The organism is Maridesulfovibrio salinus (assembly GCF_055394525.1).
This window is the reverse complement of the sequence record NZ_AP042461.1, coordinates 195586-221597: the sequence shown is the minus strand read 5'-3', so window position 1 is coordinate 221597 and position 26012 is coordinate 195586. Positions and strand designations below refer to the sequence as shown.

General features: G+C 47.9%; 26 protein-coding genes. 5 read left to right on the top strand and 21 right to left on the bottom strand.

Features of this window, described 5'->3' with window-relative positions; all coding sequences use genetic code 11:
- Positions 1–77: 77 nt before the first annotated feature.
- A complete protein-coding gene (locus tag ACZ5PW_RS00985) occupies positions 78–395 on the bottom strand; it encodes a DUF4389 domain-containing protein (protein WP_464557223.1) in 318 nt (105 codons plus the stop codon).
- A gap of 242 nt (positions 396–637) precedes the next feature.
- On the opposite strand from ACZ5PW_RS00985, the gene ACZ5PW_RS00980 reads away from it, so the two are divergent.
- Positions 638–913: a hypothetical protein gene (locus ACZ5PW_RS00980; protein ID WP_464557221.1), complete on the top strand. Its 276-nt coding sequence runs from the start codon at positions 638–640 to the stop codon at positions 911–913.
- 101 nt (positions 914–1014) lie between these two features.
- Here ACZ5PW_RS00980 and ACZ5PW_RS00975 read toward each other — a convergent pair whose 3' ends face one another.
- From ACZ5PW_RS00975 to cbiE, 3 genes are all read right to left on the bottom strand, one after another.
- Positions 1015–1410: a secondary thiamine-phosphate synthase enzyme YjbQ gene (locus ACZ5PW_RS00975; RefSeq protein WP_464557220.1), complete on the bottom strand. Its 396-nt coding sequence runs from the start codon at positions 1408–1410 to the stop codon at positions 1015–1017.
- Positions 1411–1591: 181 nt separating this feature from the next.
- On the bottom strand, positions 1592–2347 hold the full coding sequence (cobM, locus tag ACZ5PW_RS00970; RefSeq protein ID WP_464557218.1) for a precorrin-4 C(11)-methyltransferase: 756 nt from the start codon (positions 2345–2347) through the stop codon (positions 1592–1594).
- 3 nt (positions 2348–2350) lie between these two features.
- Positions 2351–3586 (bottom strand): precorrin-6y C5,15-methyltransferase (decarboxylating) subunit CbiE, encoded by a 1236-nt coding sequence (gene cbiE / locus ACZ5PW_RS00965; protein WP_464557216.1) that lies wholly within the window; start codon positions 3584–3586, stop codon positions 2351–2353.
- 141 nt (positions 3587–3727) lie between these two features.
- Between cbiE and ACZ5PW_RS00960 the strand changes: the two genes are divergently transcribed.
- Positions 3728–4003 (top strand): hypothetical protein, encoded by a 276-nt coding sequence (locus tag ACZ5PW_RS00960; RefSeq protein WP_464557215.1) that lies wholly within the window; start codon positions 3728–3730, stop codon positions 4001–4003.
- A 16-nt stretch (positions 4004–4019) separates the two neighbouring features.
- On the opposite strand, the gene cbiD is transcribed toward ACZ5PW_RS00960, so the two are convergent.
- The 5 genes from cbiD to ACZ5PW_RS00935 all read right to left on the bottom strand — a co-directional run bounded on the left by cbiD (position 4020) and on the right by ACZ5PW_RS00935 (position 9269).
- On the bottom strand, positions 4020–5108 hold the full coding sequence (gene cbiD, locus ACZ5PW_RS00955; RefSeq protein ID WP_464557214.1) for a cobalt-precorrin-5B (C(1))-methyltransferase CbiD: 1089 nt from the start codon (positions 5106–5108) through the stop codon (positions 4020–4022).
- Entirely contained in the window at positions 5101–6273 is a 1173-nt protein-coding gene (gene dinB, locus ACZ5PW_RS00950; protein WP_464557213.1) for a DNA polymerase IV, read from the bottom strand. Before dinB ends, cbiD begins: the two co-directional genes overlap by 8 nt.
- Before the next feature lie 22 nt (positions 6274–6295).
- On the bottom strand, positions 6296–7675 hold the full coding sequence (locus tag ACZ5PW_RS00945; protein WP_464557212.1) for a cobyrinate a,c-diamide synthase: 1380 nt from the start codon (positions 7673–7675) through the stop codon (positions 6296–6298).
- Between the two features lie 27 nt (positions 7676–7702).
- Positions 7703–8446, bottom strand: coding sequence for a tetratricopeptide repeat protein (locus ACZ5PW_RS00940; protein ID WP_464557211.1), 744 nt, complete (start codon positions 8444–8446; stop codon positions 7703–7705).
- Between the two features lie 82 nt (positions 8447–8528).
- Positions 8529–9269, bottom strand: a complete 741-nt coding sequence (locus tag ACZ5PW_RS00935; protein WP_464557209.1) for an RNA methyltransferase — start codon at positions 9267–9269, stop codon at positions 8529–8531.
- A 204-nt stretch (positions 9270–9473) separates the two neighbouring features.
- Between ACZ5PW_RS00935 and ACZ5PW_RS00930 the strand changes: the two genes are divergently transcribed.
- The gene (locus tag ACZ5PW_RS00930; RefSeq protein WP_464557208.1) at positions 9474–9647 is read left to right on the top strand and encodes a hypothetical protein; all 174 of its coding nucleotides are present in this window, start codon (positions 9474–9476) and stop codon (positions 9645–9647) included.
- 102 nt (positions 9648–9749) lie between these two features.
- On the opposite strand, the gene ACZ5PW_RS00925 is transcribed toward ACZ5PW_RS00930, so the two are convergent.
- The 6 genes from ACZ5PW_RS00925 to ACZ5PW_RS00900 all read right to left on the bottom strand — a co-directional run bounded on the left by ACZ5PW_RS00925 (position 9750) and on the right by ACZ5PW_RS00900 (position 16433).
- The gene (locus ACZ5PW_RS00925) at positions 9750–9929 is read right to left on the bottom strand and encodes a hypothetical protein (protein WP_464557207.1); all 180 of its coding nucleotides are present in this window, start codon (positions 9927–9929) and stop codon (positions 9750–9752) included.
- Between the two features lie 69 nt (positions 9930–9998).
- The gene (locus ACZ5PW_RS00920) at positions 9999–10157 is read right to left on the bottom strand and encodes a hypothetical protein (RefSeq protein WP_464557205.1); all 159 of its coding nucleotides are present in this window, start codon (positions 10155–10157) and stop codon (positions 9999–10001) included.
- A gap of 311 nt (positions 10158–10468) precedes the next feature.
- On the bottom strand, positions 10469–12622 hold the full coding sequence (locus ACZ5PW_RS00915) for a methyl-accepting chemotaxis protein (protein ID WP_464557203.1): 2154 nt from the start codon (positions 12620–12622) through the stop codon (positions 10469–10471).
- 398 nt (positions 12623–13020) lie between these two features.
- Positions 13021–13785, bottom strand: coding sequence for an exodeoxyribonuclease III (locus ACZ5PW_RS00910; protein WP_464557200.1), 765 nt, complete (start codon positions 13783–13785; stop codon positions 13021–13023).
- A gap of 14 nt (positions 13786–13799) precedes the next feature.
- On the bottom strand, positions 13800–15263 hold the full coding sequence (locus tag ACZ5PW_RS00905) for an FkbM family methyltransferase (RefSeq protein WP_464557199.1): 1464 nt from the start codon (positions 15261–15263) through the stop codon (positions 13800–13802).
- 342 nt (positions 15264–15605) lie between these two features.
- Positions 15606–16433 (bottom strand): hypothetical protein, encoded by an 828-nt coding sequence (locus tag ACZ5PW_RS00900; RefSeq protein WP_464557197.1) that lies wholly within the window; start codon positions 16431–16433, stop codon positions 15606–15608.
- Positions 16434–16523: 90 nt separating this feature from the next.
- On the opposite strand from ACZ5PW_RS00900, the gene ACZ5PW_RS00895 reads away from it, so the two are divergent.
- The gene (locus tag ACZ5PW_RS00895; protein WP_464557195.1) at positions 16524–17471 is read left to right on the top strand and encodes a hypothetical protein; all 948 of its coding nucleotides are present in this window, start codon (positions 16524–16526) and stop codon (positions 17469–17471) included.
- A 68-nt stretch (positions 17472–17539) separates the two neighbouring features.
- Positions 17540–18367: a transporter substrate-binding domain-containing protein gene (locus ACZ5PW_RS00890; protein WP_464557193.1), complete on the top strand. Its 828-nt coding sequence runs from the start codon at positions 17540–17542 to the stop codon at positions 18365–18367.
- Positions 18368–18463: 96 nt separating this feature from the next.
- Here the strand turns inward: ACZ5PW_RS00890 and ACZ5PW_RS00885 are convergent, their stop codons facing one another.
- The 6 genes from ACZ5PW_RS00885 to ACZ5PW_RS00860 all read right to left on the bottom strand — a co-directional run bounded on the left by ACZ5PW_RS00885 (position 18464) and on the right by ACZ5PW_RS00860 (position 25953).
- Positions 18464–18757 carry a hypothetical protein gene (locus tag ACZ5PW_RS00885; protein ID WP_464557191.1) on the bottom strand — a complete coding sequence of 98 codons (294 nt, stop codon included), beginning with the start codon at positions 18755–18757 and terminating at the stop codon, positions 18464–18466.
- A 102-nt stretch (positions 18758–18859) separates the two neighbouring features.
- Entirely contained in the window at positions 18860–20029 is a 1170-nt protein-coding gene (locus ACZ5PW_RS00880) for an ATP-grasp domain-containing protein (RefSeq protein ID WP_464557189.1), read from the bottom strand.
- A 508-nt stretch (positions 20030–20537) separates the two neighbouring features.
- Positions 20538–21719 (bottom strand): iron-containing alcohol dehydrogenase, encoded by a 1182-nt coding sequence (locus tag ACZ5PW_RS00875; RefSeq protein ID WP_464557187.1) that lies wholly within the window; start codon positions 21717–21719, stop codon positions 20538–20540.
- A gap of 555 nt (positions 21720–22274) precedes the next feature.
- Positions 22275–23618: a sigma-54-dependent transcriptional regulator gene (locus ACZ5PW_RS00870; protein WP_464557185.1), complete on the bottom strand. Its 1344-nt coding sequence runs from the start codon at positions 23616–23618 to the stop codon at positions 22275–22277.
- A gap of 5 nt (positions 23619–23623) precedes the next feature.
- Positions 23624–24811, bottom strand: a complete 1188-nt coding sequence (locus ACZ5PW_RS00865; RefSeq protein ID WP_464560467.1) for a two-component system sensor histidine kinase NtrB — start codon at positions 24809–24811, stop codon at positions 23624–23626.
- A complete protein-coding gene (locus ACZ5PW_RS00860) occupies positions 24811–25953 on the bottom strand; it encodes an iron-containing alcohol dehydrogenase (RefSeq protein WP_464557183.1) in 1143 nt (380 codons plus the stop codon). The genes ACZ5PW_RS00865 and ACZ5PW_RS00860 overlap by 1 nt, the downstream gene beginning before the upstream one ends.
- Between the last annotated feature and the right edge of the window lie 59 nt (positions 25954–26012).

Sequence of the window (26012 nt, the reverse complement as noted above, 5' to 3'; positions counted from 1 at the left end):
CTGCTTATATAAGAGACAACAAGCAGAGGAACGAGACTGAAAGCCAATAAAAGAATGAATAGTTTTTTTCTCATTTTTTATGAAAAGTCTATGCTGGAGGGCTGAGGTTCGCATTCGTTCTTAGAGGGCAGTTCTGAAAAAGGAAACGGCTGTCGGTTTTCGTTAAGCATTGAATAACGCAGGAGCCTGTATGTATATGTGCTGAGTCTGTTTCCGAAATCAAGCAGAGGTCTGACTGGTGTGCCGGTAACAATGGTTGCTGTGTACTGCATGAAAATGGTCAGGTAAGCCATGATTCTGACCAGCTCAAAAGCTATTATGCATACAATTGTCCTTATGAATCTTTTCAGGACGTTCAATCGGTAATTGTTTCTTTCCTGGTTGTTGGCGCTCATTGTTGCTCCGTAGGGATTAAGAACATATTGAAGGAAATTCTCGCATCCTTCATGTCAGTATGTTATTATTAAAATGACTTCCGCAATTATTACTGTTCGTTTTGTTCTCAAGTGTATCCGCTTTATAGCTGAACGGCAACGAAGGATTGAAAATTGCAACAGAACCTGTAGGTGGTGCGAGGATGTCGGTTTTCCGGCTTCCCGAAATGTATCAGAAGTTAAAGCTCGTGGGAGGAAGACTAATGAACATAGCACTTTTGGAAGAATTGGTGAGGAAAAAGGCTGAGCACTTTCAACGCAGTGGAATCCCTGTTGCGGAAGCCATAGATCGGGCGGGAGATGAAATTTTGAACTGTATGGCAGATGCAGGGGGCCACGGTTCCCGGTTCTGCATGCGTATGTGTCTGGCCGGTGCCAAGAAGCGGGTGAGGCCGGAGGAGCAATCAGCGGTTTCCGTTTCGGAGGGTGATAAATGGTGTATGCTGATTCATTATGCTGATCGTACTTTGGCAATCTGAACTCCTGCCATTTAACCTGTAAAAGGAAAAATGGCAGTGATTCTTATTTGCTTCACGCTCATGAATATTCAAGCTGTATGGTGTTAAGAGCTTAATATATATTATGATGTCATGAATTGCGCCCACAGTTTTCGTGTTCTGGGTCCGTCAAATTCACAGAAAAATATACGCTGCCATGTTCCAAGCATTATATCTCCGCCCTCAACAATAAGCATCTGGCCCGGTCCGAACATGCTTGTTTTGATGTGGGCATCCGAATTACCCTCCATATGCCTATAGTCTCCGTGGTGGGGCACAAGCTTGCGCATGTTGACTATTATATCCCGGACAACACTCGGATCGGCCCCCTCGTTAACTGTTACTGCCCCTGTCGTATGTGGACAGTAAAGCAGCAGAGCTCCGTTCATCCAGCCGTTTTTGCGGATGAGGGTCCGGATCTGTCCGGTGATATCAACCATTTCTTCGCGGTCAGCGGTCCTGATTTCAAGTGTTTCCATTATTAACCCCGTTGAATGTTGTCCCGGACGATTCCGCCTGTCCGTGAATGTCTTATGAGTGTAAGTCCTGTCCAAAGCTGATATTGCTCAAAAGTCTTGCAAATCCGCTGATCAGCTAAACGAAGCATGCCTTTGGAAATGCAGGTTTGCAAACCATGAAATATAATAACGCAGAAACCTTCTATTGTCCGTCCCTGAACATGTGGCTGAATCCGGCATCATAGAGCAGGGATTCGCTGTTACTATCCTTGCCGGGTAGAATCATGAATACAGTCTGGCGGTTGAAGTTGTGCTTCCTTGCTGTATCAGCAAGATTTTTCAATGTTGTTTCAACCGATTTTTCCTCCGGCCAGCCTATCCTGTATCCGAGAATCACAGGGGTTTCCGGCTGCATTCCTCCTGCAATGAGCTGGTCCTTAATGCCCTCCGGATTGCCCGCTGAAAGATATATGGCCATGGCGGAATTGTGCCCGGCCAGTTTTTCAAGGCTTTCACTTTCAGGAACAGGCGTTCGTCCCTCCATACGGGTCAGAATCAGGGTCTGTGTCCCGCCGGGGACGGTAAATGAAGTTCCTGTGGATGCTGCAGCGGCACAGGCGGAGGTCACTCCGGGGATGATCTCATATTTCACTCCGGCCTTGCGGAGCAGGCGGGCCTGCTCCTGAACGGCCCCGTAAAGGGAGGGATCTCCGGTATGAACCCGTGCAACCGTCTCACCTTTTGAAGCGTGCTCAATCATCAGGCTGTTCGTCTCTTCCAGTGACATGGCGGCGGAATTTTCAATCCGCGCTTTTTCCGGGGCGTTTCTGAAAACTTCTTCGGGAACCAGTGATCCCGCGTAGAGTACCAGCCCTGCCTCCCCGATTATGCGTTGACCTTTTACGGTGATCAGTTCCGGGTCTCCGGGCCCTGCTCCTATGAAATATACTTTTCCCATTTATTATTCCTGAGGTTTGTCAGCGCTGATTATGGTTACCGGATTATGTGCCTTGAAGCGGACATCACCCGCGAGCGGTTCAGAGCATGAACTCTGGAGCTGGATGGATTGCCACTGCCAGCCGAGTGAGTCAAGCGTCTCACGGGTTCGCTGAATGCTCCCCATTAGAATGGCATGTACTACAATGCGTCCGCCGGGTTTCAGCCTAACGGCTGCTTCGCGGATAACGGTATCGTCCTTCCCTATACCTCCGCCTATGAAAATTCGGTCCGGGTCCGGCAGGGTCTCCAGAGCTTGAGGCATTGCTCCTGAAACAGCCTCCACCGTCCAGGCCTTGAATTTGCGGATGTTTTTGCCGATCATATTGAACCGTTCGAAGTCTTTTTCCACAGCAAAAAATCTCGAATTTCCGGCAATGAATGAACCTTCTATCGCAACGGAACCGCAGCCCGCACCCAGATCCCAGACAGTCTGATCCCGTTGCAGATCCAGCAGAGCCAGTCCGGTGGCCCGCACGGGCAGCTTGGTGATCAGGCCTTTCTGTCTGATGAAACTGTTATCGTCACGACCGAATATACTTGCGGAGACGTTTTTAGACATTGCTTTGAGGATAACGATATTAAGGTCTGCGCAATTGAACCCGGTGAAGCTTTCCAGACTCCCTTCAGCGATGATTTCGGATTCTGTATTGAGTTCCGCGAGCACGCACATGGTGTAATTATCCACACCTTTTTCAAGAAGTCGGCGTGCAATCATGGAAGGTGTATTTTTCCGGTCAGTGTATACGGCACAATCCATCCTGTTCTGCAAGGCTGCAAAAAGAGGAAAATAGTCATCCCGTCCGTGCAGCGAGACAGTCGCCATATTTTTTCTACTGAATCCAAGGCGGGCGCCTCCGAATTCAATGGCCGACACGGAGGGAATGATGCTTATGTTTTCCCTCCCCAGCAGGGGAAGAAGTGATTCTGCGATACCGTAAAAAAGAGGATCGCCATCAGCCAGCAATACAATCCTCTTTCCTTTTCTGAGTTGTTTTTTAAGCTCTCTGGCGTAGTCGGCAACCGGAGAAATAAATTGGATTTTCCTGCCCTCGAATTCCGGGAATTTTTCCAGAAGGCGTTTACCACCGGTGAGTATTTCAGCTTTGTGGATAAGTTCCACAGCATGTGCGGGTGGTTCAAGTGAACCGGGGTAAAGCCCGATTATATGTAAGGGATGCTTCATGTGAGATTTATACAATGTATTTTGCTCTTGGCAAAGGGTGGATATTGTTCCGTTTATGCAGTGACCAGAAAAATTAACAAAAAGCTTACCGGAAACGGTGCTTTTTTGCTATTATGTAAGTGGATCCTTCCATGTTTTAAACGGAGGTAATTATCTATGAAACGACTTATTGCAATCGCCCTCTTGGTCGGCGCAATGATAACAGCCTTTCATGGTTTTTCCCTTACTCTTCCTGCACTGGGGCATAAATCCATGTCCCGGGTTAACGATATGCTGGGGACCATGACCATTGAGATGGAAGTCTCTCCCTATCCGGCCGGAACCGATAACCGCTGTGTGCCTTTTTATGTGGTTGCTGTTCTTGCCGGGGCTGCCGGGCTGTATATTCTTAACGAGTTGCGTGACGATGACGAGGAAGAAGACTTCTACTAGACTGCATCAGGATCATTTAAAGAATATGGTTACCATCGAAATCGAACAGAAAGTATTCCACCTTCATTGAGTCACAGCCTGAAAAGTGAAGGGCGTTTTCGCGGGCTTTTTCAACCAGCATCTCAATAAATTCAGTCCTTTTGTCCGGCGGAATAATTTCATACACCTGTCTTGCTGTATTTGCCCCTTTTATTCTTTGGATCAGTCCAATTCCCGTTATGAATTTAGAGCACCACTGGGCTAACAGGGTAAAGTCAATCGCCCAGTCCTTTGCATGAGTATAAGGATAGCCTTGAGCATGCTTGACGAGTTTGCCGATAAAAATAGCCCACCGGACCTTTGCCATCTTTTTGGCCTTGGCCTGCTGCATGGAGAACTTGAAAAAATCAGCGGCTTGAACCATCTGAATGTTTTCTGTTTCAGGAAAGAGCGAAAGGTAAAACTGTTCACTCCTGCGTCCCGTAGTAAATACAGTCTCTGTGAATCCGGCTGCTTTTGCAACACTTAACGCCTGCGCAATGGAAGCTTTCCATGAGGCATGGCTGAAGGGGCGGACAATGCCTTGAGTTCCGAGTATGGATATGCCCCCCATAATTCCCAGACGTGAATTCATGGTTTTTTCCGCTATTTGCACACCGCGGGGAACTTCAATCCTGACATTCACAGTCCCCCTGAAATCTGGGGTAGAGCGGGAAATTTCACACAGAACTCCGGTTATAATCTGCTTACGCGGAGCAGGGTTGATTGCCGGTTCGCCAACCTTAACAGGCAGTCCGGGAAGGGTCACAATTCCCACTCCCCGCCCTCCCGAGAGCTCCACCAAAAGTTCAGGGCCCCGGTCCAGTTCAACCACCGCATGAATCTCTTCGCCGTGTGTCGCGTCCGGGTCATCTCCCCCGTCTTTTATTACCACACCTTTTGCTGTACCGGCTGAGAACTCGATCCTCTCAATTGGAATAACCAGAGTGCCTTTCACCGGCAAAGGAATTTCGATTTCAGCCGGCTCCGAAGCGGTCAATAAAAGACGCAGAGCGGCCATGGCTGCTGCGGTAGCAGCCGATCCGGTTGTATATCCTTCACGCAGGGCGGGTGATTTTTCAGTCATCTTCCAAAAGCCTTCCTCTGGTCAGAATGCTTTTGCCGAATTTATTTCTTACCAGATCAACTGCTTTATCAAGGCGGTCTACTTTTTCGCTTGTTTCCTGCTCTTTGATGTCATCGTCAAGCAGAGAAAGCTGCCGGGATCTCTCTTCGAAATTGGAAATACCTATACCAATCAGCCTGACCGGCCCGATAACTCCTTCTGCGTCCAGAAGCTCACATCCGGTTTTATAAATGGTTCCGGCATGGGAGGTTCTGGATTCAAGGGTTCGGCTGCGGGTTATCTGCCTGAAATCGGGAAATTTTATTTTAAGGGTAACTGTACGCCCTTTGAGCCCGTGCCTGCGGATGTCGGCAGCGATACGTTCGGACTGTTTGAGCAGAAGTGTTTTAAGGGTGTGCGTATCCGAAATGTCCTCTCCGAATGTGTTTTCGGCACTGGAGGACTTCATCTCACTTGAAGCTTTTACCGGTGTAGGGTCTATCCCTGCTCCTTTCTCATGAAGGACCACACCTCGTTCTCCGAAACGCTCCTTCCAGAATTCCACCGGATAACGGCGCAGGTCTGCGGCGAACCGCACCCCGAACATGCGCAGTTTAGGAAGCGCTTTCTTGCCCACACCGGGAATTTTCTCCACCGGCAGCTGTTTGAGGAAGTCTTGCACCTGATGGGCTTCAATGATTGAAATACCGTCAGGTTTATCGAGGTCTGACGCAATCTTGGCCAGAAATTTTACCGGGGCGATCCCCACTGAGGCTGTCAGACCGGTGGTTTCAAAAATATCGTTCTTTATGGACCGGGCAAGCTGTAAGGGAGGACCGAAAAGCTTTTCCGTACCGGTTATATCTAGATAGGCTTCATCAATGGATGCCTGCTCCACAACAGGAGAGTAGTTCCCCAGAACAGCCATGACTTTCTGCGAAATTTCTTTATAGCGGCCACGGCTTCCTGAAACTACCTGCAACTGAGGGCACAGCTTCAATGCCTGATGAACGGGCATGGCGGAGCGAACACCGAATCTGCGTGCTTCATAGGAAGCAGCACTCAGGACGGAGCGTTTGTGCAGAGAGCCTACTCCTACGGGCTTACCCCGTAGTTCAGGATTGTCGAGTTGCTCCACCGATGCAAAGAACGCATCCATATCTATATGCATTATGTATTTCTGCATGGCTGACCGGCGGTCCGGGGGGCTAATCCGAAGGGTTGGAAGCTTCATGCCTTGAACAGGCATCGACAAAGTTTGCAGCGACCTCTGGATTGCTGGCAAAGTGCAGATGGATGTAGCTGCCGAGAGTATTCCGGTTTACGGTAAAACCTTCAGTTGTGGGAATATTTTTTTTACACGTTACACGATAGGATTTCCGGGGATTTTCGGGTAGCCCTTCCAGTGCGGAGTAATGAAACTCGTGCCCCCGTACGATTGTTCCGGCCGGACCGAGAATAGTGTCCTGTGACAACTGTATCTCTCTGTATCCGAGGGCCTGAAAACGTCCCTTCATGGAGCAGCGGAATGGAAAGATACCGCACATGGGAAAGACCCGGTCATCCTTGTTTATGGATTCCATAAGGTACATGAATCCGCCGCATTCAGCGTAAACAGGATGCCCCAATGCGGAAAAGTCGGCTATGGCCCGGCGTAGTTTGGTATTCTGTGCAAGATCGAATGCAGAAAGTTCAGGGTAGCCCCCACCCAGATACAGACCTGAAATATTTTCCGGAAGCTCCCTGTCTTCTATGGGGGAGAAGGGAACCAGTTCCGCACCTGCTTCACGCAGAAGACGCAGATTTTCTTCGTAGTAAAATGAAAATGCACTGTCCCGGGCATACCCTATACGGGTTTTGGGGATCATGGGTACAGGGTCAAAGCGAGGGGGAACGGGGATGTCCGGCAGACCGTCCATGATCATGTCGAGATCAAGATTCTCTTCCACCCATTCTGCCAGTGATTTGTATTTAGACTCAAGATCGGCAAGATGTTCAGGGGTAACCAGCCCGAGATGGCGTGACGGAGTGCTGATTTTTTCACGTCTGGGAAGACATCCCAGCAGGGGAATGTCAGTAAGCGACATTGCATCACGCAGTGTCTGCTCGTGGTTTTTGCTGCCCACTCGGTTGAAAATGACTCCGGCAATGGCTGTTTCGTGGTCGAAATTGCAGAAGCCCTGTACTAGAGCCGCAGCTGAACGGGCCATTGATCTGGCGTCAACAACAAGGATTACAGGCAGGTTGAGCCGTTTTGAAAGGTGAGCGGTGGAGCCGGTTTCATCAAGTGCAGAGTATCCGTCATACAATCCCATCACACCTTCAACTATGCCCGCATCGGCGTCCTGAGTGTGGCGGTAGAAAATATCAAGCAAGGTTTTCCCCGACAGCATCCAGCCGTCGAGGTTGTGGCAGGTCCGTCCGGCAGCTCTGGTATGGTGTCCCGGATCAATGAAGTCGGGGCCGGTTTTAAAGGGCTGTACCTGAAGTCCTTTTCCGGCAAGGGCGGCCATTACCCCCAGAGTCACAGAGGTCTTCCCGCACCCGCTGTGGGTACCGGCAATGATAAATCCTTTGATAGAGTTCATTGCAACCCTATAGTATTTTTTGGCGGATCAGCCCAGTTTATTTTTGTCCAGATAAGCGATGAATTTTTTCGCTTCCGTAAAATCAGGGTTAAGTTCAAGACAGGTTTTCAACTCTTCCCTGACCTTTTTATATTGTTTGTCCTCAAAATAAGCGCGGGCCATATTGTAGCGCAGGTGGTCATCTTTGGGGCTCAGATCCACCGCCTTGGAATAATATTCAATCGCCTGGGGAATCATTTTTGACTTGCGTAGGTTGATCCCGAATTCATTGAACATGTGTTTATGTTCTTTGTCGAATGGCGCATCAAGGGCAATCAACCGTGCAAAGATATCATTTGCGCGGTCTTTTTCGCCGCGTTCCATCAGGCAGAGACCGATTCCGAAGTTGCCTCTTACGTTATATTCATCAATTTTAAGGGCGTTCCCGTATTCCATTTCTGCACTGAAGGAGTTGCCCTGTTTGCGGTAGCGGTCCGCCCGGGCAAGTGTTTTCTGCAGTTCCTTCATGTTCGGCAGAACCTGCTTGTGATACATCTCCGGTTCCGGGCTGTACTCTTTGAGCAGTTCTTCCCGGGTGACTTCCTGAGCGTCTCCCGTGGGAACAAAGCTGTTGTTGAGGGGGCGGACATGGAAGAGATCGTCTTCCAACTGCTCAACAAAGTAGTATCCGATCTGGGCTACACGGCGGGTTGTGGTTCCGGTTCCGACCTTGGCTATTCTCTGGCGGGAAAAAACCCCGCTCAAGTCTTTTATTTTTCCTGATTCAGTCATGTGTTTACTCCGCTGCAGTAGGGAAACTACCTGAACTCTAACTTGATTTAAACTGGTTGAGAAGAGAGATTTTTCAATTCCATTATTTTCTGCCAGCCTTGGAGGCAATCCATTTGATCTGGCGGCATACACCCATCAAAAGATTGAATTCGTGACGTTTGATATCCATTCTGGAGAGGAAGCGTCTTACCGGCATCATCCAGTATTCGGGATTGTCAGCTTTAAGAAAGTCGATAGCAAGTAGGGTTTCCTGCAGGTTGGAGGCCAGGATTTCCTGCTCTTCGAAAGAGGCGGGACGCTCATCCGGGGCATTTGATTTTGTTCCGGGATTGTTCAGGGCGTTTCTGAAACACTCATAAAGAATGATGAGTACCGCCTGAGCCAGATTGAGAGAGCTGTTTTCATGGCTTGTGGGAATATTGATCAATCTGGAGCAGAGCTGAGTCTCGTCATTGGTCAGGCCTCTGTCTTCCGGGCCGAAAACCACAGACACTTTTTCACCTGAGCGCAACTGCTCGACAATTAGCTTTGCTGCTGTTGAGGGAGTCATGATTCCCCTGCGCCATCCTCCGGTACGGGCTGTTGTTCCATAGATACGGTTCTGCCCCTGTAAAGCTTCTGCAAGAGTTTCGGAGATATTTGCTCTTTCGACAATATCCCTTCCTTTGGCTGTGGCCAGAGGAAAAGCCTTATCCATATCCCATGACGCGGGCCTGACCAGGGTCAGGTCGCTGCAGCCCATATTGGTCATGGCCCGGGCTGTGGAACCGACGTTTTCAGGAAATTTTGTTCCGAATAAAACTATATTGAGATTGCTGAGCATCCCCACTCCGAAAATGGCTTTGATTTAAGTTGAACATACTGACTGAAAAAGGGTCATAGAAAGAACAGTGGATGTTGTCCAGTGCCATCTCGTGGAACAAATGGAGTAAATGGAGCTATCTTGTTTGAAAAAGTAATTCATGTTCCTTAGTTCGGGTAGTTGGAAACTTTTGCAAACCAGTGAGGTGAAGAGTATACTTTCTGAATGGAAAAAATAGAACTATCGGAAAAGTTGCTGAAAATAGCTGGAGAGGAAGGTCTGTCGGCAGAACAGCTGCAGGAACTGCTCTCCGGTGGGCAGACTATACCGCAGGATTTAATGGACCTGTTAGGAAATATCGCTGAACGAACAACGGATGTTTTTTCTGATGAAGACTGACTGTTAAAGGCAGAACTCCCGACTCCGGGGGATGATGCGGGTTCGGAGCCGGGAGGGTGAAGTAGGAGAGGAGACTGTCCGGGGGAGAGTTGTCCGGGCAGATTATTTAACTGAGGAGGAGGGGATGATCGCTCCGTCAGCATCGACTTCACCTAATAGTTCAAAATCGGGAAAGAGGCTGGGGTCGAAAGTATAGGAATAATAGTCCTTGAACTTAATAAGGTATGTTTTCCAGCCGTACTGTCGCCTCATGCGTGCCGCTTCTCTTAATACGTCCGCCATATCAGCTCCGCTGTTTTAAAGTGTTTTGTTTGCGGGTGCAGAGCATCCTGTTCCACCTTCCCGCTGCTGTCAGCTGCGGGGCTCCTTATTCTCGTCATTCTCTGGAACGGGGACCGGAGGAGTTACCTCAGCCGCAGGAATTCTGGGGTTGCCTGAACCGAAGCCCTTAATTGTCTTGTTGAGAAAAGCTTTTTTGTTTATCGAAGAGATGCTTGCTGTCTGGGTCATGGCTGGCCTCCTGCATTATTGTTTGTGTATGAGTAGTCTTTTAGTGAATTTGAGAATCGATTTCAACTAAAAAATGCATATTCAATCAAAAAAAGATGAGTAACATCATCTTAAAACAATTAAGCTGCTGAAAAAACAGTTTATTAAGAGAAAGTGAATTATTGATTAGGTAAATACTCAAATTCTCAGAAATGAGTGTGTTGAAAAAAAGACTGATGCAGGATTCCCTGCATCAGTCAAAGTGGTATGTGCTCTGAATTGTGAGCAGTATTCAAAAGAGCTATATCCGCTCAGTCTAACGGCTCAGCCTGTTAAGTGTTTTTCAGTTCGTCTATCAGGGATTGCAGATCTCCTGCAAGGCGGGCCAGATCGGAGACAGCAGCCATTGACTGACTCATCGCCTCGGCAGTTTCCGCTGCAATGCGGTTCACCTCATCGGTTCCGCGGTTGATCTGTTCACTCGCGGCAGATTGTTCTTCACTGGCTGTTGCGATTGCGCGAACCTGATCTGCCGTGTCATCAACAATTCCGACAATAGTTTCGAGGCTTTCCCCGGCCTGACTTGCGTATTCGGTACTCTTTGCAACCATCCCGGCGGCGTTATCCATCTCTGTGATATTCTTTTGCGTTTCAGACTGGATGGCGTGCACAGCCTGAGCAACTTCCTGGGTGGCATGCATGGTTTTTTCGGCAAGTTTGCGGACCTCATCTGCTACAACCGCGAAGCCTCTTCCGGCCTCACCCGCTCTTGCTGCTTCAATGGCGGCGTTAAGAGCCAGCAAGTTGGTCTGGTCGGCAATGTCGGTGATAACAGTGATTACCTGTGAAATACCTTCAGCCTGCGTTCCGAGTTCATTGAGACCGGAAACCATTTTACCGGACGCTTCATTTACCGAGTTAATTGATGAAACAACATTAGCAACAATCTGTCCGCCTTTCTCTGCGTTTGTTTTGGCTTCGAGAGCACTTTCCGCTGCCTGTGATGCGTTCTGAGCGACTTCCAGTACTGACGCGTTCATTTCTTCCATGGCGGTGGCGGTTTCAGAAGTGCGTTCACGCTGAATGTCAGAACCACGGGCTGATTCCTGAATCTGCAGTGATAGTTCTTCTGATGCCGATGTTACCTGCTCGACGATTCCCTCAAGCTGTCTGGCAGCCTGCAGCATTCCCTCGGATTTTGCTCTTTCAGCTGCTTCCTTGGCTTTTCTTGCATCCTCAAGAGCTATATTTGCAGCTTCGGTCTGCTGCTCTGCCTCTTTTGATTTTTCTTCTGCAGTTGAAATGAACTTGATCAGATTTTGAACCATCTGGCTTAAAGCGTCATCAAGTGTCTTTAGTTCACCTCCAAAGCTGCTGGAGTCTACTTTCGTATCAAAGTTGCCGGCGGCAATACTCTGCGCGCTGCTCACCATGATGCCGATAGGCTTGGCTATGCCTCTGGCTATGGCCAGCGATATGCCTATGACAAGTGCGATGGCAAGTGCGGAAAGGATAAGGTTCAGTTTCAGAAAACTGTTGGCTTCCGCAAAAATTTTATCGGTGGGAAGAGCCAGCCCCATCGCCCAGGGGGTAGGGGTTCCGGATATTACAATCGGCTCAAAGGTAAAAAGGTATTCTTTGCCGTCAATTGGAGAAACAGTGGTTTCTTGGAATGTCCTGCCGTTTTCGATTGCACTGGAAATGGCCTGCCGGTCTTTTTCAGGGAAAGCTTCAGTTATGTTTTTACCTACAAGGTCTTTGTCCGGGTGTGCAACACAATATCCCTTGTTTGAGGCGATAAATGCGTACCCGGTTTCATAGGGCTTGATATCCTCGACCATTTTTTCAAACGCGCCGAGAACAAAATCGATACCCACAACCCCGATAAATCTGTTGTTCTTCAGTATCGGCACACTGACCGTGGCCATGACTTCGTCAACAACATCAGTGGTATATGGTTCTGTAAGGATGGCTTTTTTGGTGTCTCGCGGAATCATGTACCAAGCTCTGGTATTGTTCGGATCATTCTTATGCATTTCAGCGAGAGTCCATTTCCCGTCCTGAAACCAGCCGTACTGACCGTATTCACCGTTGGGGCCATATTTCCCAGAGCCGATATATTCAGAATCTCTTCCGTCCAGTTCGTTCGGTTCCAGAACTATCTGAGTACCGTAGAACATCGGATCAGAGGTCGTCAGGTGTTTGATGAAACTGTTCACCATCTCCCGGTCCAGGGACTGCCCATAATCGCTCATGCTGAGAATAGCCGCAGCTCCGGCCCAGGAGGCGTCAAGGGCCCTCTCAATGGTTCCCTTAACTTCGTTTCCGTATTTAACAGCCATTTCATCTGCAAGCTGGGTTGCCTGTCTTTGTGCCGCATCTCTGGTTCTGTTCACTGTTATGGTAGTGAATGCGACAAAGATAATGATCATCGTGATACTGATTCCCAGCGCTATTTTAGTACCTATTTTCAGCTGTTGGAACATGTAGACCTCCGTTTGATGTTACCATATGTAGCCTGTTAATTGGTCTCTTCATAGCAATTCACTTCAGTCTTCTGCCTGCATTGACAGCTGATGCGCTTCAACGTGCTGCAAGCGAATTTTATGAAACTATAGTATATATTTCGGACAGTGACCACAGTAAGTTTATATCTGAGATTCAAACGGTTACAGCTTTTTATGTTCGGTTTTGAAGGAAAGTTGTTTTCGCTTCCGTTTCGAAGAATGAAGCAGCCTGATTCATATGTATATTAAACAGGAAATCCCCCGTAAGAATACTTACGGGGGATTTAAGAATGCTGTTAACGCATCATTTGCGTTGTAAATTTAATTGTTAGGGAGTCCGGGGCTCAACCTATAAATAAGAAGGCTGATGAAACACTTTAAAAAGCAAGTTCAATGGCGACCGGGCAATGGTCAGATCCCATTACGTCTGCCTCAATCCATGCGTTTTTAACGTTGTCTTTAAGCTCATCGGAAACAAAAAAGTAGTCTATGCGCCACCCTGCGTTGTTTTTGCGGGCGTTGAAGCGGTAACTCCACCATGAATATTTACCGGGATCTTCGTCAAACATTCTGAAAGTGTCTATGTAACCGTGGTCTATGAATTTATCGATCCAGGCCCTTTCTATGGGAAGAAATCCGGAACGTTCGGAGTTCGCCTTCGGGTTTTTAAGGTCGATTTCCTTGTGAGCGGTATTGAAGTCGCCTCCGACAACAATGGGTTTCTTTTTGCGAAGTTCCTGAGCGTAGTCCAGAAAACTGTCATAAAAGCCCATTTTGTATTCCAACCGTTCATCGCTCATCTGTCCGTTGGGATAATAAATGTTAAACAGATAGAACTGCTCGTATTCCATCAGCACAACGCGTCCCTCACCCTGATAAGTTTCATCCGGCAGACCGAAAGAATGTGAAAGAATCGGCTGGCGATAGAAACATGCTGTTCCGGAGTATCCCTTTTTAACCTTGGACCAGTTCCATAAAGATTCATACCCTTCATAGTCTTTGTGTTTGGCTGGAATCTGATCAGGATGGGCTTTGGTTTCCTGAACCATGACCACATCGGCATCGCTCTGTTCAAACCATTCGATAAAATTTTTCTTGATAACGGCCCGATAGCCGTTGACATTCCATGAATATATTTTCATCTCAATTCCCCTTATTAAATGCATTCAAAGCAGATCTGTCCGTTACCGATATCGATTCTGGAAGTTGCTGTCCATCCCGTCCCGGTGATCAGTTCTTCGAGTTCATTGATTTTATAGTCATTAAAGAAACCGGCGGCTCTTCGTTTATTCTTGTCGGTTCCGGGAAGCAGGCAGTGATAGGTGAAAACAAGTTTTGCCGAGTTCTGCCTTGCCCAGTCCATGAATGACTTCAGGTCATGCAGGAATTCAAAAAGAAACAGGGCACAGACAGTATCAAATTTCCGGTCAGGATACTGCTGCTGGTTCAAATCCGCTACAAGGCATTTACGGTTGCGGGGAACAATATCCAGCGGGATGTATTTTGAGTTCTCGGGGATATAGTCCCGCAGGAGCATAAGACCCGCCCCGGCATCAAGAACCGTTGACTTTTCGGGTATCATCTGTCCGGCGATACCCGCTCTGAGGTCGGCTCCCGAAATGAGATTGTCCCAGCGGGACCATCGACCGCAGTCCGTAGATCGCTTTTCAATTAGAAGATTAGTATATCCTATCATGAATTCGGAAGAAACCCGGGGGCGCATTGAGGCGGGCAGAATCGTGTGGGCTTTCCAAGGCTGCTCATAAACGGGAAGAGTTTCAATTGAGCGGTCAATGCTGATGATGTTGCACTGCTCGTGGCTTGGAACATAAGGTACAAGAGGACCGCCCATGTCTTCGTGCGGGAATCGATATGATCTGTACCCTAGATCCCTGAGAAGAGAGATGGTCTCGGTTAATTCCTTGGCTCCTTTTTCTGTCCCGTGAAACAGTCCCTTTTCCCAGATAACAGCTGCTACCTGCCCTTTTTTTATCAAGTTGAGCGCGCCCTTGATAACGGAGAGTTCATGCCCTTCCGTGTCTATTTTAAGAAATATGCGCTGTCCCTGTTCCAAGAGCTTAGATTTTTCAACAATCCTGTCCAGAGTCGCCAGTTCTACATTCAAAGGTTCTCCACTGGAAGGGCCCCCCGAAAACCGGACAAGGCTGTGTCCCATGGACGAGTTCTGGTTGAGAAGGCTGAAACCGCTGTGGTCAGAGGCCGCGCACTCCGCAATACTGACCTGTCCCGAGCATTTGTTGAATTCTGTCCAGAGTTTCAGTTTTTTTATATTGGCGGGATGTGGTTCGATAGCCAGAACTTTTACTTTTCCGGGGTATTTCATTGCGGCGGTAAGAGTATAGAGTCCAAAATGGGCTCCAATATCAATGAAAAGATCTTCGGGTTCCAGATGGGCGTGAATAAATGCTCTGGAGGCATACTCAAATCCCACGGTACGGGTTTCCCTGAAATAAAGGGAGTTGACACCGGGGTCCCGCAATTCAGGCCGGGATATGAGCATTTCGAATTCTGGAGTTCCAGTGTCGGTTGTAAAAACACTGGGGATGATCATCCAGTCTTTATCATCTTTTATTTTATTCAGAATAGATTCTCTGCTCACAATTAGGTCCGTTTGTGTTGAAATTTATTAGTGCCTCTAGTGAGATATATCAAAACAGCAGCCAGTAATACAAGAAAAGCCCGCACTGGGCGGGCTTTTCAGGAAAAATGTGCGGGTTGCCCCGACGAAAGACGTACTAATCTTCAGTGCTGCTTGCTTTGATGAAAGCGATTGCAGCCATAGTCATTGCCAGACCGAAAAAGAACCAGAAAAAGCTCATATCCTACTCCTCCATTTTGTGCTTATTAAACTGGATTATTGTTCCATAGCAGAAAATAGAACACTTGAACAGCAGATTAGGCTGTGAATACCCGGATTTATGCATTGGAAATGAACTGCGGACTAAACATCCATGTTGAGCAGAGTTCCCGGGGCAGGAGAGTTGACGGCGGATGTGGATTGAAGGTTGTCCATGACTTCTCCGGCAGCCATTACAGATATTGAGTCCCTGATTCCCGGATTGTTTTCCTCTTCGCTGGAAAGACCTTTCTCCAGACCTTTTTTAAGCGAAGTAAGGGAATTCCCTTCTTCCTGAAGAACTTCCTCAATCAGGCTTTTGATGTTTTCAACTGCTTTTTCACCGAACTGGGTGCTTACCTGTGCAAACGTGTTTTGCAGTGTAAGTTTTGCGGCAGTTCCGGGGTCGGCTGCAAAAAAGTGTTCCTGAAAGCCGTTTTCAAAGTAGTCATTGATACTTTTGTTAAGGTCTGAATTGAAATTCTCCATGACCTCATCTCCGGCTGCAAATCCAAAATTGCGGTCAATGAATTGAACAGATTTCAGCAGACCTCTACTAAGGGAGTCCTCGGTTATTTCGTCCCCTGAACTTGAGATGACAATACCCTTGAAGGCGGTGGCGGCTTCATGTCCGAATTTGTTTTCAATGAAGTCTGCAGCCCTTGAGAGAGCCCCGGCCAGCTCAGAGGGGTCTTTGGAGGATTGGGCTTCTCCTTCAGACCCCTTCTGAGTTTTGCCAGATGAATCAGGCTCAACGGCCTTTTGAGCGATCAGTTCAGCAAACTGGTCAGCAGTATTTGCGGGGGGAGCCGATACATTCAGGCGCGTCGCTCTAACGCCGGAAGTCCGGCTCCCGCCCATAAGCGGAGAACCGTTGTCCAGTATATTCGGAGCTCCGTAATTACTTCTCAGTGCTGATGAGTTTATAATCATGACAATTGTTCCTTTCTGGGCAATTTATCGGATCATTTTGCGGAAATGTTTAGAGCAGGAAACAAATAATAGTTTATACTGCAAGGCCGGTTGACTGAAAAAAAAGCTGACCGTATCTTCATGCTTATGAATATTGATAAATTTAAAGAATTCATTTCAACCCGGAAGATTCTTCTGGGAGTCGTTGCAGGAACGCTGCTGCTCTGCGCTGCCGGGTATGGGATAATCTCTCTTCAGCAGACAGTGGCCGAGGAAAAGGCCAAGGTTGCTGAACAAAAGCGCATGGAGCAGGAGAAGATAGTCAAAGAAAAAAAGGATGTCCGCAGGTCCAAGGTCATAGAAACCATGAAAAGGCTGATTGAGACGGGGCACGCTGAAACCGCATTGTCCGTGGCAGACAAGAATCGTGATTTGATGGACGATGAGTTGAAAGCGATGATTCATCTCGCCACTGAAAAAGATCTGTTGAACAGGATTGAGCGTACATCCAAGTGGAATTATTCCGATCTTGCAAAATATTATGCAGAACTTGCGGCTCTTGAGCCGGAAAACAGCAAGTATAGCAAGGAACTTAAGGGGTATGACAAAAAGCTGCGCCGCAGGCTGGAGAGGAAGCTTTATGCGCAGGCACAGGCCCTGCCGGTTCAGGATTACAAAGCCAACATGGATATTTATGAAGAGCTGATGCAGCTCAACCCTGATGAGAAGTTTTATCAAAGCAAGTATGAAAGATACAAAAGCAAATATGAATCCTTCATGAAGGACCTCGAAAAATTCGGGCCGCGTCCGCAGCTTGCTGAAAACGGCAAGACTTATGAAGAGGTGAAGAAATACCTTCAGGAAAATTCCATGTATCCGGAAAATCTGCGCATGGAGAGTGCTACGGATTGCTATTACACTGATTCAGGATGGCTTGTGGGCTGCACTTACAGTGAGCAGGATGAGGTTGGTAACAGGTTCAGTGAGTTCATGTGGTTCACCATAACGAATTCGACAGTAACCAAAGTGGAGTCCGGAGGGGCTTATACTATAAACTGATGAATAAATTCCCCTTAATCTTTTTTTATTGGCTCTCCTCCTGTCTTTTTGTGTGTGCCACAGTGAACATGAGCTTTGCTTCGGATCTTGTTCAGGTCCGCCAGAGGGGGGTGTTGCGTCATATAGGCATCCCTTACGCAAATTTTGTAATTTCTGAAAATGAGGGGCTGGATGTAGAGTTGATGCGCCGTTTTGCCCGTTATCTGGGCGTCCGGTATGAGCTTGTGCTGTCCAACTGGGGGCGTGTAGTCGGTGATCTGACCGGAACTCTGGTGAAGCCAGAAGGTGATGATGTCATAACCCTAGGACATTCAGAGATCAGGGGAGATGTTGTTGCATCAGGGATGACAGTCCTGGATTGGCGAAAGAAAATGGTTGCTTTTTCCGTGCCGACCTTTCCGACTCAGGTGTGGTGTGTTGCCCGGAAGGATTTCCCGATAAATCCGTACATTGATAAAAAGGATTTTGGGAATGATATAAATTTCATTAAAAAGCTGGTTATGGCCAACACTATAATGGTTAAGGAGGGGACCTGTCTTGCGCCTGATCTTTACAGGTTGAACGATGGATATTACAAGCTGGTCAATTTCCCGGGTAAACTGAGCTACATGGCTCCGGCCATGGTTAAGGGGTTAGCGGAGCTTGCTTTGCTTGATGTTCCAGATACTCTGGTTGCTCTTGAGAAATGGCCCGGTGAAATCAAAGTGATAGGAGCTGTGTCTCCCAGACAGAATATGGCTGTTGCTTTTCGTAAGGATGCTCCCGAGTTATTGCTTGAGTTCAATCTTTTTTTTGAAGGGCTCAAGAGAAGTGGAGAATATTATAGGTTGGTTAAAAAATATTATCCCTCAGTCTGCGATTATTTCGAGAATTTTTTTGACGACTGTAAAAAATAAATTATGTCCCGTAACAGGATAATAAAAAACTCCGTCCGTTGTGCTCTTCCGGACGGAGTTTTTTATTGCCCTATCGGACAAAAATTCAGAGTGGCTCTAGTCTTCCACGTCTTTAAGCCAGCCTTCCAGAGCATCAATGATCTTGCGGGCCTGATCCGGGCTTGAGATATTGAATTTGGACTGTGGGCGGTACTCACCTTTCATCTTGCGGTAGCGGCGGATGGTGTACATATCTTTGCCGAAATCATTGGTTTTGCGGTCGATCTGTTTATAACGGAACATGATGGTGGTCCATGCGCCCTTGGTAAGTACAACCTTGTCCAGTTCTTTAACGACGACTTCGCCGTTCTCTTCATAATGTATAGTCAAATCTTCAACTGTAGAACTCATATTGTCTCCTTGGCGGGTTGTTTTAACAATACCCGGAAACTGCCGCAAATGTCCGCTCTTGTCAAAGGCGAATGCGATTGTAGTTTTGTTGGCTGCAATTAATTAATCAAATTCAAGATACTCCAAAAAATCCCCATGCAACATCTTCTCTAACTCGTCCATGTTACCTTCATCAACTTCTGCGAAGACAAACGCGAAAACCGGATATTCTTTGTAATCAATCTTCCTGATCTCCAAAGGCTTGCTGAAGTTTGCCGCAAAACCTTCGTAGTCTGCAGATTTAATTCTAGAGCGATCTACAGATGAATCTACATCTCCAATAATCATGGCGTAGACTTTGCCCTCGCAGCATTTCCCGATTTCATCCCAGTCCGGCTTCAGCCCTTCCATATAATACCTGTAAGGGTTGATGCCATACGCGTAATAGGCGAGATCTGTGACACACCATCCGGCAAAGCGCATGGGATTAACTTCGATTACTCCGATGTTTCCATACCCGTCTTTACGTAGTTCAATATGGACGGGAAAATTACGGAGGTCGGCACGTCTGCCTATTTCGCTCAGCAGTTCCTGAAATTCTTCCCTGTGTTCATTTATTATTCCGGTTGAGGTTATGTAGCAGCGGTCGCTGACATCGTCAGCGGAAGCGAAAAGATGGCCCAGAATATTTATGATTACCGGATTGCCCTGGCTGTCGAAATAGGCATCTACTGCGAATTCTTCGCCTTCTATGCACTGTTCTATGATAAATTCGTCCAGTTCCAGAACTTTGGCCGGATACATGGTTCTGATGTGTTCAACCTCATTTTCAATGGTCGCAACTGTTGAGGTCCAATTCTCCTGCTTTTCAACCATATGCACGCCCAGACTGAAGAATCCTACGCTCGGTTTGATTACGCATGGGAAGGGCAGTTCGCTGCTGTCAATCTGGTTAAGATCAGCCAGTGTGACGGTTCGGTAGAAAAAATCAGGATAAAGATCCTGTGTCAGTTGTCTAAAAGCGCCTTTGTCCTTGAACAGTCTTATTTTCTCCGGAAGACCACTGCCTTTGAGGTTGTTGTCGATCCAGTCTATGGCGTTTTCGGAATTGGAATAAAGGGGGTGCTCCGGATTATTGTTGCAGATTTCAATAAATTCAGCTTCCGGGGTAAGTTTAAGCCGGGCATCCTTGTCCGTTTCGTTGGCAACTCTGTTGTCGAGCACCACTGCGTTGGTTTCTTGGAGAGTGTTTTTAAGAAAATCGGAAACAAAGGGCTTTTCGAGTATGAACATTATTCTATCCTTATCGGTGAAATAGCAGTTTGAGCAAAGTAATTGCACATGGACTGACGGGTATTATTACACCCTGATAGAAATGAAGTACATATACAGATTGATTAAAAAGCGGGTAGGCAGGAGATGGGTATTTAAAGGGCCGGTTGCTTCGCTTTGCTTCATGGTGCTGGGGTTAGATCGGCTCACAGGGTAGGGAGCCTGTTACTATGAAGCATGTGGGGTTTAAGGTCCGTAAGCGTTAGCCCGCGGTTTTTTGGTTGAAGCAACCGGGCCTTTGGGAAATTTATCTGAGGGAGACATTGTCTCCCTCGGAAATACAGAGCCGTTCCGGAGTTTAAGTTTGCAGCTCCACCTGCGCGCCTGTTTCCGGAAATTTACGGAAAAACGGAATCATCCTTTACCAATCCATGACCTCTGTTGTGCAAAGATTACCGTATTCCGTGGCCTGAATATCTTGTACATCCGATCCCGGCTTGCAGACTCCGGGACCGGATGGAACTTTATGCTAAAGGGCAGCCTTGTAGATGGCGGCAACAGCTTCGTCAGTCATGCATCTGGGGTTAGTCAGACCACATGCGTCTTTCTGTGCGTTGGCAGTCATGACGGGGATATCGTCAGCGGACACTTTCTTACCGTATTTTTCGCCGAGAGCGATCAGGCCGGCAGGAATACCTACGTCAGAGGAAAGCTTGCGGATAGCGTCGAGGGAAGCGTCAGCAGCATCGCGCAGCGGCATACCATCGGTGTTGACGCCGAGCCATTCAGCCATGGTTGCGAAACGTTCAACGTTTGCAATCAGGTTGTGCTGTTCAACGTGGGGCAGCAGGATAGCGTTACACTCGCCGTGAGGCAGGTCATAGAAACCGCCGAGCTGGTGAGCCATGGCGTGTACGTGACCGAGGGAAGCGTTGTTGAAAGCCATACCGCCGAGGTACTGTGCGTAACACATGCCTTCGCGGGCTTCGATGTCCTGACCGTTTGCAACGGCGCGGCGCAGGTACTTGTTGATGAGTCTGATGGACTTTTCAGCACAGGCGTCGGTGATGGGGGTAGCAATAGTGGAAACCCAGGCTTCGACGGAGTGAGTCAGTGCATCCATACCGGTTGCAGCTGTCAGTGCCGGAGGCATGCCCATCATCAGCAGCGGATCGTCAAGTGCGATACCGGGGGTAACGCGCCAGTCAACGATAGCCATCTTAACTTTGCGGGAGGTGTCGGTGATGATGCAGAAACGAGTCATTTCAGACGCGGTACCTGCAGTGGTGTTTACCGCAACGTAAGGAGGCATGGGGTTGGTGGATTTGTCTACGCCTTCGTAGTCATGAATGGTTCCACCGTTAGCAACAACAAGACCTACGCCCTTACCGCAGTCATGGGAGCTTCCGCCACCCAGAGTGATCAGGGAGTCACAACCGTTGTCCTGGTATGCTTTAACACCGTCAGCAACGTTTTTGTCAGTGGGGTTGGGAATAGTTTCGTCGTAAACAACGCAATCCATTCCATCAGCTTTCAGGATATCAACGATCTGCTGGGTGATGCCTGCACCGGTGATACCTTTGTCAGTAACCAGTAAAGGCTTTTTACCGCCGAGAGCTTTGATGCGGGCGGGGATTTCTTTGTGTGCGCCGATACCGATGAGGGTTACGCTGGGAATAAAGAATCCGTTTACTTGTTCACGTACTGCCATTTGAGACCATCCTTTAGCTTAGTAGGTTTTAGAGAAGGTTGGGCCTTGTCTTGTACTTATTAACGCTCTCTATAGGGCAAGAGGCGTGCCAAAGGTGTAAGTCTTTTTATATTAGCCTGTTATGTATTTTGAGGGGCTGCTGCTGTGAATCATTGTCGATGTGTCTTTTTATGTTTGTATCAGGTTTTTCTATGTGAAAATTTTAACAAGATTGGCAAAAGTGTTGTGTTACAAGGTGTAACAGAGGTGTGTGTCGTTTTGCTCCATGGGTAGAGGGTAGTGTGTCAAATAGAGCTTATGCTTGCTTGAGCATATAAAGTGCAAAAGTATCTCCGCTTTAAAAGTTGCATTGAACATAGATGTTACTGTGTTGATTGGCGCATCAATTTTAGCATAACTTTAAATAATAGCATTAAAAATGGAGTTGATAAAGTGAAAAGTGCATTAATTAGTTTGAAATAGAAAAGCCGCTCTTATTTACAGAGCGGCTCTGACTGCTAACTATGGCTTTGCCACCATTGAATACAGTGGAACTGGCCCTATAAGATATAGTTTTTAAAGATTGTACTTGTCGATTTTGCGGTACAGAGTTTTTCTGCCAATTCCGAGAGCCTGAGCCGCCTTTTGTCTGTTCCCGTTGAAGAAATCAAGGGCTTTAATTATGTGCTCACGTTCCATACGCTCAAGTGAAAGGATACCGGCTTCTCTTTCCCGTTCCGGTTGGTCGGCAATTTCCTTGGGCAGGCAGGAGCAGGTGATGACGTTGTTTTCAGCCAGTATCATGCTGCGTTCAAGAACATTGCGCAGCTCTCGCACGTTACCCGGCCAGTTGTAGGAAAGCATGCACTGCATGGCCCTCTCGCTGACCGTGTATTCGCCCTGTCCCATCTGTAATCCCATTTTATGCAGGAAAAATTCGATGAGCAGTGGAACGTCCTCTCTTCTCTCATTAAGCTCCGGAAGACTGATATTGAATACATTGATGCGGTGGAAAAGGGCTTCGTGAAAGCGTCCTTCCTCAACTTCCTTGGCAAGGTTGCGGTTGGTAGCGAAAAGAAAACGGATATCAACGGTCCTTTCATCCTTTTCCCCTACCCGGCGGAAAGTGTGTGACTCAAGAACACGGAGCAGGGAGGCCTGCACTTCAAAAGGAAGTTCACCTATTTCATCAAGAAAAAGTGTCCCTGTATGCGCGAAAGTCATGAGACCGTCACAGTTCTCTGTGGCCCCGGTGAAGGATCCTTTAGTGTGACCGAAAAGTTCACTGCGTGAAAGTTCCTTCTGCAGGGTTGCGCAGTTTTTTACTATCATGGGTTTTCCGGCGCGCTGGCTTGCGCAGTGTATGGCATGGGCTACGACATCCTTACCAGCACCGGATTCACCTGTGATAAGGACCGGGACATTTGTCGGGGCAACTTTGTTGATTAGATGTCTGATCTGCTTGATAGGTGCAGAACTTCCGATGAGTTGCGAACTGGCTGTATCGCATTGTTGAGAATGCTTGTAGCTGCGGTTCTCCCTTGTGAGACACACCCTTTGCCACGCTCGGTCAACAACCAGTTCAACCCGGTCCAGCCGGAAGGGTTTAGTAATATAATCGTAGGCTCCGATGCGGATTGCTTCTACAGCATTATCAATGTTTCCGTGCCCTGTAATCAGAATCACTTCCACATCCGGTTCCATATCCTTGAATTCGGTAAGCAGTTCAAGACCGTCCCCGTCGGGCAGACGGATGTCGGAGATTATGACTTCGTATCTTTCCTTACGTACCAGTTCTCTTGCGATCCGGGCGCAGTTGGCGGTATGTACTATTCTTTCCGGGCTGGTCAGTTCTTTGTCCAGAAGCTTAAGGATTGACTCCTCATCATCCACAACCAGCACTTTGTATGTTTCAGGCATATTTTTTACTCACTGACGGGGAACTGCACGGTAAAGCAGGAGCCCTTTCCGACTTCGCTGTCTACAATTATTTCCCCATTGTGTTCTCTTACAATGTTGTAGCAGGTGGAAAGGCCGATGCCGATTCCACGTCCCACCTGTTTGGTGGTGAAAAACGGTTCAAATAACATATCCCGGTTTTCCAACGGGATGCCGCATCCGGAGTCACAGACCTTGATCCCCACATGGGTGTCTTCTATGAAAGTCTGTACGGTGATTTCTCCATTTTCTTCGACTGCATCCACTGCGTTGGTCAAAAGGTTCAGGACCACCTGCTTCAGCTGTGCTTCGTTTCCGTAAATGTGTTGCAGTGGAGAAGTCAGGTTCAGACTGAGTCTGATATTCTGGTAGCGTCTGAACTGGTGATCCAGCAGGCGCAGAGTGTCCTGCGCGACCTGGTTGAGGTCAACCGGGATAAACTGCGAGGCGACCGGCCTGCTGAATGAAAGAAGGGTTTTGACAATGTCCTGACAACGTAGGCACTCTTTAAGTATTGTATTGGTATAGTCGTACAGGTCCTCGGCAAGTTCATCCGGTATGGAGTTCTCAAGCCGTGTCAGCCTGCGCTGTATGCCCTCGGCAAAACCAGCAATAGCAGCCATGGGGTTGTTGATTTCATGAGCTACACCAGCGGCAAGAACACCGATGGTGGCCATTTTTTCAGCCTGATAGAACTTGGCCTGATATTCTTTCTCCATAGTCACATCACGTTTGAATATAAGAATCCGGTTTTCTTCAACTTCAGGGGTGCGTAAAGGGGATGCGACCATGTCAAACTGCATGTTTTTGCCGTCAATGCGAAAGATTGCGGTGTCTTTGCAGACCCTGTTGGTGGAAAGGGATTTGAAAGCCGGACACTCAGGGCAGGGCTTGTTCGTATCCCTGAACAGGGCATAGCATTTTTTACCTATGGGGTTTACGCCCGGGAACAGTTTTTCAAAAATCCGGTTGACTGAAATTATTTCCAGATTTTCAGAAAGAACCATCATCACATCTGTGATACCATCAAGGATTGCGGCTATTTCACAGCGCTGATCTTCGGATTCCCGGTTGATCTGCTTGAGCTCCTTGATGTTCTTCTGAAGCTCCTGAAAGAAGTTGAGCTTATGGTGCTCAATGCCGATAAGGTCATGCAGCTTGGCCTTGTTAACCATCACCACACCTCATTGCAGATTTTGTAGAGGTCCTGCCATGTCGCCTCACGCGGGTTGGTAACTGAACATGCATCCTGTTCGGCCAACTTGCAGATTTCTTCCAGTTGACTGTTGTCCGGTACAATCTGCCTTAACTGCATTGGAATTCCGAGCTCTTCGAAAAGAGAATAAAGAGTATCGCTTAAAGGCCGCTTGCGGTCACTGACCGGGGCCGGGCAGCTTTTATAGATTACATGGGCGATGGTCGCTATTTTTCGTTCACAGCTTGGCTGATTAAAGCGGATAACCGCAGGAAGCAGGATCGGCAGGGTCATGCCGTGGGTAACATCGTAGCGTCCGCCCAGAGAGTGTGCCAGAGCATGTCCGACACCCAGTCCCGCGTTACTGAATGACATTCCTGCTGCTGTACTGGCGATGGACAGATTCTTGAGAGCTTCGGGGTCCTTGGAGTTGGCGGCGGGTTTGATGTTTCCGGCAATGAGTTTGATTGCGGTCAGAGCTTGAGATTCGGTAAACGGTGAAGCCAGTTGAGAAACATATGATTCAATGGCATGGGCGAGCGCATCCACTGCCGAGGCCAGAATAAGTTCCCTTGATTTGGTCACCAGCAGATCCGGATCAATAATGGAAATATTGGGAACTAAGGAGCGGCTGATGATAGACATCTTCACCTGTCGTTGTTCATCGGTAATTATTGCGTACTGGGATACGTCAGAACCGCTTCCAGCTGTAGTGGGAATGAAGATCATGGGTGGCAGCGGGTGGCTAATACGGTTGGCACCTTCGTAGTCGTGAATGTTTCCACCGTTGCTTACGATTATTGCTATTCCTTTTGAAGCGTCAATGGGACTTCCTCCGCCCAGACCTATAATGATGTCGGCTTTGTGGTCCTGATAGAGCTTTGCTCCCTGCTGAATCTGGCGGTCACGAGGGTTGGAGGTCAACCCGTCAAAGTAGATACAGTCAAGTTGCGCGCTTTCCAGAATTTCTCGAACCAGATCAACCCATCCTGATTTTTCAAGTCCCTTGTCACTGACCAGCAGCACCTTTTTCGCACCCAGACGCTGGGCGCACGAAGCAAGAAACTGGATACTGCCATTGCCGAAGATAACTTCCGGTATGGCGAACTTGGTTATCTGCATGTACTTTCTCCGCTTGGTTTATTATGTCTACTTTTCTATAATAATTGAATTATGTTTAT